Origin of the sequence: Aliivibrio sifiae, assembly GCF_002954715.1 — a bacterium.
Classification (GTDB): domain Bacteria; phylum Pseudomonadota; class Gammaproteobacteria; order Enterobacterales; family Vibrionaceae; genus Aliivibrio; species Aliivibrio sifiae.
In genome coordinates this window covers 950,078-957,935 of the sequence record NZ_MSCP01000002.1, presented here as the reverse complement: position 1 = coordinate 957,935, position 7,858 = coordinate 950,078, and the positions used below count along the sequence as shown (strand labels likewise).

Sequence of the window (7,858 nt, the reverse complement as noted above, 5' to 3'; positions counted from 1 at the left end):
TGCCAGCGTTATGTTCTAGGCGATAGATAATGGTTATCTAAAATATTACCTTTGTTTTTATTAACTTAGAAATTAGTGACATTAATCACAGTAGTTCTTCGCGATATTACAATAATGATATTTGTATATTTTGGTACAAATGGATTATTGAGGCTTAAATGCAAACTTACAACTCTTCAGGAATACGTGGTTTTGAGTTAAATTCTAATTCAATCACGGTTTGGTTTGATGAAACTGCTCGTTCAGTTTGTTATGACTACGATAGTGCGGGTAAGCAGCACATCGACAGAATGAAAATCATTGCAGTATCTGGCGGTGATCTTAATTCTTACATCGATACGCATGTTAAGTTTAGATATGTCCGTGATTAATTGTTAGAGCGAACATAACAATCGCATCAACACGATTTGCTACATTCGGCATTCTAGATTTCTTTGGGTTTACCGTATTAAGTGGTAAATTTAAGCTTAATCAGCATAGTAGCAAACGTGTTATGCAGGCGTTGTGCGTACTGAGTCCGAAATTTTTTGCACGGTTCGTCAAAAGGATCGCAGCTTTCGCAGTTTTCGCAGCTTTCGTAGTTTCGGCTTAGTAAGCGTAAATTTCTTCTTTGTTACCTTTTGGTTTTCATTTCATCAGGTTCAGCAAATTAGCCCTTATTTCCCCAAGTTCAGGCGTTTCAGAAGCTATTTTACGCTTCAATTGTTCTTTGGTTATGCCTCATTTTATTCTGCATCAGCGTTTTACTCGCCACATTTTCAATCCCAATTGTGGTTAGGATATTTGGTTTATCAGTTCTAAACTTGCTGAAATCAAGCCGTTCAAATGGTGTAAAAAATGTATTTGTTTTCCATTCACTTTATCTCGTAATTTAAGAATATTTTGTTCGCTTAATTACTATCGGTAAATTAGAATTAGGGCTTAGAAAATCTTGGCAGGGCAGTTCTTTATCAAGTTAGCCAAGCCGAAAATAAGCACGCACAACAATCGCATCAACACGATTTATTACATTCGGCGTTCTGGGTTTGCCTTGGGTTTTGTGATTAAGGCGGTTAATTCAGGTTGGTTTGCATGGTAATAAACGTGTTATGCCAGCGTTATGCGATCTAGGTATTTGGTTAAACAGTTAAATTTCATACCTTTTCTAAATAGTTAAGGTTTGAATGTTAAATCTTTCATTTTATGGATATAAATATAATGCAAACGAAATGTATTCGATATGGTTTGATAACTGCGCTTAGTCTTTTATTGACTGCTTGCGTTGCTCCAACATTAAAATTAGTAAATCATGTGGGGCCAATCACATATGAAGGTTCTACAGAATTTAGTTCAAAACAAACAGAAAGTGGATTGGTTGTTGTCGCTTTTCGTAGTGTTCATCGATTTCTTCCTGATACACAGATTGATTATGAAGAGTGTAGTAATGTTTTAAACTCAGTAGCTAAGGGGTTTCCAAGCATTACATGGAGTGAAGCTAATATAACAGCTCATGAATACAACGGTGTAACAGGGATAGCAAATACAACTTGTACTTATACTTACAGTAATTAGTTTGATGCTGTAATCGCATAACAAATGCATCAACACGATTTGCTACACTCGGCATTGTCAGTTTGCCTTTAATTTCAGTGATTAAGGCAGTAAAATTCAGCTAAGCCTGTTTCGTAGCAAACGTGTTATGCAGGCGTTGTGCGTACTGAGTCCGAAATTTTTTGCACGGTTCATCAATAGGATCGTGGCTTTCGTAGTTTCGGCTTAGTAAGCGTTCCTTTCTTCTTTGTTTTCTTTTGGTTTCCGTTATTATCAGGTTCGGCAAATTAACCCTTATTTTCCTAAGTTCAGGCGTTTCAGACGCTAATTTACGCTTCAATTGTTCTTTGGTTATGCCTCATTTTATTCTTCATCAGTGTTTTCCTCGCAGCATTTTCAATCCCAATTGTGGTTAGGATATTTGGTTTATTAGTTCCAAACTAGCTGAAACCAAGCCGTTCAAATGGTGTAAAAAATGTATCTGGTTTCCATTTACTTCATCTCGCAATTTAAGAACATTTTGTTCGCTTAATTACTATCGGTAAATTAGAATCAGGGCTTAGAAAATCTTGGCAGGGCAGTTCTTTACCAAGTTTGCCAAGCCGAAAGTAAGCACGCACAACAATCGCATCAACACGATGCTTATTACATTCGGCGTTTTTGGTTTGAAGTGTAATTGGTTTGGTAAAGTTGGTCGTCAGCACGTGTTATGCAAGCGTTATGTGCTTATCGATATTTGAAATTAAGATATAGCTCTCATATTACCTTATTGATTTATGTACAATAATTAATGTAGTTAATTCAAATTGTCATTTCTTACTAAGGATTGGAGAATATGAATAGTTGGATAAATAAACAATATAATCGTTGGGCAATCACTCGAAGAAAAGGTCGCTTACATTATGTGATTAAGCATACGTTGATAGTTGCTGGAGCAGTTTTGTTCGGTTCTTTTTTAGGTTTTATGCTGTTTGATAAGATCCGTAATTGGGGTGAATTCTCAATTGATTTTGGTATTGCAGCGATAGCTTTACTTGTTTTTGGTTTAGTTATTAATCACATTATTTGGATAGTCGCAGAAATCTTTTACGAAAAAGAATTTGCCAAGAGAGAGCGCACATAACAAATGCATCAACACGATTTACTACACTCGGCATCTCAGGTTGTCGGGTGTTTCTCGTTTTAAGGCGGCAATTTTAAGTATAATTGCATAGTAGTAAACGTGTTATGCAGGCGTTATATCGTTTTTTAAGCTCATCGTTTTAAAGGATTAGACATGATTCAACTCAGACCAATGACCTCAAGTGAGTATCCAGCGTATTGCGATTATTTCATTGATGATTACAGCCGTGAAATAGCTGAAAATTATGGTCACTCAATGGATAGGGCGCGTGAATTGGCTAATCAGGATCTTCTTCGTAATTTTCCTAATGGTCTGGAAACTAATGACCATGAATTACTGTGTATTGAATCGGGTTCAAAATTGGTTGGTTATCTGTGGCACTCGATTAACGAAAATGACAAATCGACGTTTATTTATGACTTCTTCATTTTTCCAAATTATCGTAATAATGGTTATGGGAAATTAGCAATTATTGCTCTTGAATCACAATTGAAATCGATGGGTATTGAGCAAATAAAATTACGAGTTGCATACCAAAATCAAAGAGCGTTAAAACTGTATCAAGAGGTTGGTTTTTCTATTTCTGGCTACAATATGTCAAAGAAAATAGTAAGTTAGCATTCTCGATATAACAAAGCAATCAACACGATTTACTACATTCGGCGTTGTAGGTTTGCCTTTAGTTTCAGTGATTAAGGCGGTAAAATTCAGCTAAGTCTATGTCGTAGTAAACGTGTTATTGCGGCGTTGTGCGTACTGAGTCCGAAATTTTTTGCACGGTTCATCAAAAGGATCGCGGCTTTCGTAGTTTCGGCTTAGTAAGCGTGAATTTCTTCTTTGCTATCTTTTATTTTTCGTTTCATCAGGTTCGGCAAATTAGCCCTTATTTCCCTAAGTTCAGGTGTTTCAGAGGTTAATTTACGCTTCAATTGTTCTTTGGTTATGCCTCATTTTAGTCTGCATCAGTGTTTTCTTCACAGCATTTTCAATCCAAATTGTGGTAAGGATATTTGGTTTATCAGCTCCAAATCTGCTGAAACTAAGCCGTTCAAATGTCGTAAAAAATGTATCTGTTTTCCATTTACTATATCTCGCAATTTAAGAACATTTTGTTCGCTTAATTGCTACCGGTAAATTAGAATCAGGACTTAGAAAATCTTGGCAGGGCAGTTCTTTACCAAGCTGACCAAGCCGAAAGTAAGCACGCACAACAATCGCATCAACACGATTTATTACATTCGGCGTTCTGGGTTTGTCTTAGGTTTAGTGATTAAGGCGGTAAAATTCAGGTTGGTCTGCATGGTAATAAACGTGTTATGCCAGCGTTATGTTTATCCAATAAATTGAGGTACTTATGAAAGTAAGGTTAATGGAACAGTCTGATTTAAATGATACAGCAGAAGTACATAAATTAGCTTTCGTAAGACAGAAACAATCTTATGAATGGTTAGTGTGTAATTTCAATGCTTTTCCGCGAGTCTTGTGTTTTGTCGCTGAAGATAGCAATGGGATTATTGGTTATATTATTTGGACTCAGAAAAGTGGTTTTCGTCCTGAAGTCGTAATGGAAATTGAGCAATTAGCGGTTTCTCCTAACCACCAAAGAAAAGGTATTGGGCGCAGCTTAATCATGAACTCTTTACCATTAGTAAAAGCAAAATTGGCAGAGAATGACTCAGTATTAAAGCATGTGTTTGTTACAACGAGAGCCGACAATTTTGCTCAAGAATTGTATAAATCAGCATTAGGCGCAGAAGTGGAAGCAACGATTACTAATCTATATTCTGCGGATGAAATATTAATGATTGCACGCAACGTTAGTTAATAAACATAACAATCGCATCAACACGATTTGCTACATTCGGCATTCTAGGTTTCTTTGGTTTTACCGTATTTAGTGGTAAATTTGGCTTGGTTTGCATGGTAGCAAACGTGTTATGCAGGCGTTATGAGAATTAAGGGATAATTTTAAATATGGATATCAAAATAGATGATTTGAATGGCGGTGAAGTTGTTCAGTTATTAAAAGAACACCTGGAAGATATGTATGCAACGTCTCCTCCTGAAAGTGTGCACGCATTAGATGTCAGCGCTCTAAAAGTACCTGAGATTACGTTCTTTAGCTGCTGGAAAGGTGAGCAGTTATTAGGTTGTGCAGCAATTAAGGAATTGGATTCAAACCATGCGGAACTGAAATCAATGAGAACCTCTAATCATGCGCGAAATTTGGGTGTAGGTACGCTTCTTCTCAATCATGTATTAAATGTTTCATCGGATAGGGGTTATAAGAAAATTAGCTTGGAAACCGGTTCACAAGAGTTCTTCAAACCAGCTCGTAATCTCTATGAAAAATTTGGTTTTCAATATTGTGATCCCTTTGCCGATTACAAACCAGATCCACACAGTCAATTTATGTCGTGCACACTGGGTGAGACATTCTCATAACAAATGCATCAACACGATTTGCTACACTCGGCATTCTAGATTTCTTTGGGTTTACTGCATTAAGTGGTAAGTTTAGGCTCAATCTGCATGGTAGCAAACGTGTTATGCAGGCGTTATATTTTTAAGGTAAATTTATGGACGAAAAAAAATATCAAGTGTTTGTTAGCTCAACATATGTTGACTTAGTTGACGCTAGAAATAAGATAATTGAGACTATTTTAAGTCTATACCATTTTCCAGTTGGTATGGAAATGTTCAGTGCTGATGACTCTGAGCAATGGGAAATAATTCAAGAAACTATTAATATTAGTGATTATTATGTAATTATTATTGGTCATAAATATGGCAGTGTTGCTGCTGATGGTATTAGTTATACTGAGAAAGAATACGATTATGCAAAAGAAAAAGGCCTACCAATTCTTGCGTTTATTCGGGACCGTTTTGTTGCAACATTACCGCATGAAAGGGAAGTTGATATAGAAAAAGAGCAAAAGTTACAAAAGTTTATAGAGAAAGCAACGGCTAATAAAATGTGTGACTTTTGGTATAATATAGACGATCTTGCAACTAAAGTTGCAATAGCTCTACCTAAAATATTTAGGCGTACACCTCAAATCGGTTGGATAAGAGGGGATGAGGCTATTTCCAAGGAGGTATCAAAAGAGTTGGTAAGCTTGAGTACTGAAAATCGCCAATTGAGAACTAAATTAGAGTATTTGGAAAGCCAAATAATAAAAGAATTACCTGATATTCGGGTTACGATAAATTCATCTCAGATAGTGGAAATTAATCACACTGATTTAGCAGAGATAAGAGTTCCTGAATTATTAAAATTGGAAGATGTTTCTAAGCAATTAGAACCTTTTATTACGGCTGAAGATATTGAAAGTTATAATAAAAACTTACCATCTGAAGACGTAATCAAAAAATATAATGAAGAAAGTAATTTTTATGAATACATAAATAATGAACCATTAGAATTAAATTTTGAAATTATTAATAAAGGTAATACGAAGGCTAATGATATTTTTGTGACTCTGGATTTTCCGGATTTTGTACGTGTTATCGAAAAAGATGATATCGTTGATATTAATCAACCATCGAATCCAATTCCTTCAAATCCAATATTGAAGGCGAATGAGAAATATCAAAAATCGTTAATTGATCATAGAATTGGCGCAATTATGGCTGGATCTCCATTATTAGGTTTAAATCATGCTTTCCCTGAAGTTAACTTTTCTCGTTATACTAACTTAGCGAAATTGCATACCAACTTAAATTACTCAAGTTCAGTTAATGATAACACCGTCCAATTGAGACTAAATAATTTAATACATACAAGAATGAAAAATATTAGTGGTGATATTGTTATTGCACCTTTAAGAAAAGGGTCAGGGAAAATTAATGTCACAATTATATGTGAAGAGTATAAAGTTGAAAGTAAGTTTACTTTAAACATCTTAGTTTCGTGAAATAAAATATAACAAATGCATCAACACGATTTGCTACACTCGGCATTGTCAGTTTGCCTTTAGTTTCAGTGATTAAGGCGTTAAAATTCAGCTAGGTCTGTATCGTAGCAAACGTGTTATGCAGGCGTTAAATGTTTCTTGGGCTCTAAGAGGAAAGTGGCTTGATTGAATTTAAAACAATATCATCTGAATCAGTGCCAATGACGTTATTGCTTGAAGCTGATCCGTCTGAAATTGCTATCAAAAAATACTTAGCGGATTCAGCTTGTTTTGGTGCGTTTGATGGTGACGAAATTATTGGTGTTTGCGTTAGTAAGTCATTGAATATTTCTACTTCTGAAATTTTTAATATAGCAATAGATCCTGAATATCAGCAGAAAGGTATTGGTTCAAAACTACTCCAATTTGTATTAAAAGAATTAACTACGATTGGTTATAGTAAAGTTGAGCTTGGGACTGGTAGTTTTGGGTATCAATTATCGTTTTATCAACGTCACGATTTCAGAGTCGATTCCATTTTAAAGGATTTCTTCCTCGACAATTATGATGATGAGATATTTGAGAATGGAATTCAGCACAAGGATATGTTGCGTTTAGTTTGCAGGCTTCGTTGAGTCACATTTAACAATCGCATCAACACGATTTGCTACATTCGGCATTCTAGGTTTCTTTGAGTTTACCGTATTAAGTGGTAAATTTAAGCTTAATCTGCATGGTAGCAAACGTGTTATGCAGGCGTTGTGCGTACTGAGTCCGAAATTTTTTGCACGGTTCATCAAAAGGATCGCGGCTTTCGTAGTTTTGGCTTAGTAAGCGTTCCTTTCTTCTTTGTTGCCTTTTGGTTTTCGTTATTATCAGATTCGGCAAATTAGCCCTTATTTCCCTAAGTTCAGGCGTTTCAGGGGCATTTTTACGCTTCAATTATTCTTTGTTTATGCCTCATTTTAGTTTGCATCAGTGTTTTGCTCACAGTATTTTCAATCCCAATTGTGGCAAGGATATTTGGTTTATCAGTTCCAAACTAGCTAAAACCAAGCCGTTCAAATGGTGTAAAAAATGTATCTGTTTTCCATTTACTTCATCTCGCAATTTAAGAACATTTTGTTCGCTTAATTGCTATCGGTAAATTAGAATCAGGACTTAGAAAATCTTGGCAGGGCAGTTCTTTACCAAGTTGGCCAAGCTGAAAGTAAGCACGCACAACAATCGCATCAACACGATTTATTACATTCGGCGTTCTGGGTTTGCCTTTAGTTTTGTGATTAAGGCATTAAAATTCAGGTTGGTC

Annotated in this window: 8 protein-coding genes; all 8 read left to right on the top strand. The window is 35.6% G+C overall.

The genetic code is table 11. The features are described 5' to 3' along the window. Positions 1-158 precede the first annotated feature (158 nt). The 8 genes from BTO23_RS15555 to BTO23_RS15505 all read left to right on the top strand — a co-directional run bounded on the left by BTO23_RS15555 (position 159) and on the right by BTO23_RS15505 (position 7,184). Positions 159-371, top strand: coding sequence for a hypothetical protein (locus BTO23_RS15555; RefSeq protein ID WP_105063964.1), 213 nt, complete (start codon positions 159-161; stop codon positions 369-371). An 826-nt stretch (positions 372-1,197) separates the two neighbouring features. Then, positions 1,198-1,551, top strand: coding sequence for a hypothetical protein (locus BTO23_RS15545; protein WP_105063963.1), 354 nt, complete (start codon positions 1,198-1,200; stop codon positions 1,549-1,551). Positions 1,552-2,365: 814 nt separating this feature from the next. After that, complete coding sequence (locus BTO23_RS15535; RefSeq protein WP_105063962.1) at positions 2,366-2,653, top strand: hypothetical protein; 288 nt, start codon at positions 2,366-2,368, stop codon at positions 2,651-2,653. Between the two features lie 153 nt (positions 2,654-2,806). Then, positions 2,807-3,271 carry a GNAT family N-acetyltransferase gene (locus tag BTO23_RS15530; protein ID WP_105063961.1) on the top strand — a complete coding sequence of 155 codons (465 nt, stop codon included), beginning with the start codon at positions 2,807-2,809 and terminating at the stop codon, positions 3,269-3,271. A gap of 751 nt (positions 3,272-4,022) precedes the next feature. Continuing rightward, a complete protein-coding gene (locus BTO23_RS15520; protein WP_211295945.1) occupies positions 4,023-4,478 on the top strand; it encodes a GNAT family N-acetyltransferase in 456 nt (151 codons plus the stop codon). Between the two features lie 149 nt (positions 4,479-4,627). Then, a complete protein-coding gene (locus BTO23_RS15515) occupies positions 4,628-5,098 on the top strand; it encodes a GNAT family N-acetyltransferase (protein WP_065611809.1) in 471 nt (156 codons plus the stop codon). 134 nt (positions 5,099-5,232) lie between these two features. Further along, a complete protein-coding gene (locus BTO23_RS15510; protein WP_105063959.1) occupies positions 5,233-6,570 on the top strand; it encodes a DUF4062 domain-containing protein in 1,338 nt (445 codons plus the stop codon). Positions 6,571-6,734: 164 nt separating this feature from the next. Beyond that, positions 6,735-7,184, top strand: coding sequence for a GNAT family N-acetyltransferase (locus tag BTO23_RS15505; protein WP_425427826.1), 450 nt, complete (start codon positions 6,735-6,737; stop codon positions 7,182-7,184). Positions 7,185-7,858: the final 674 nt, after the last annotated feature.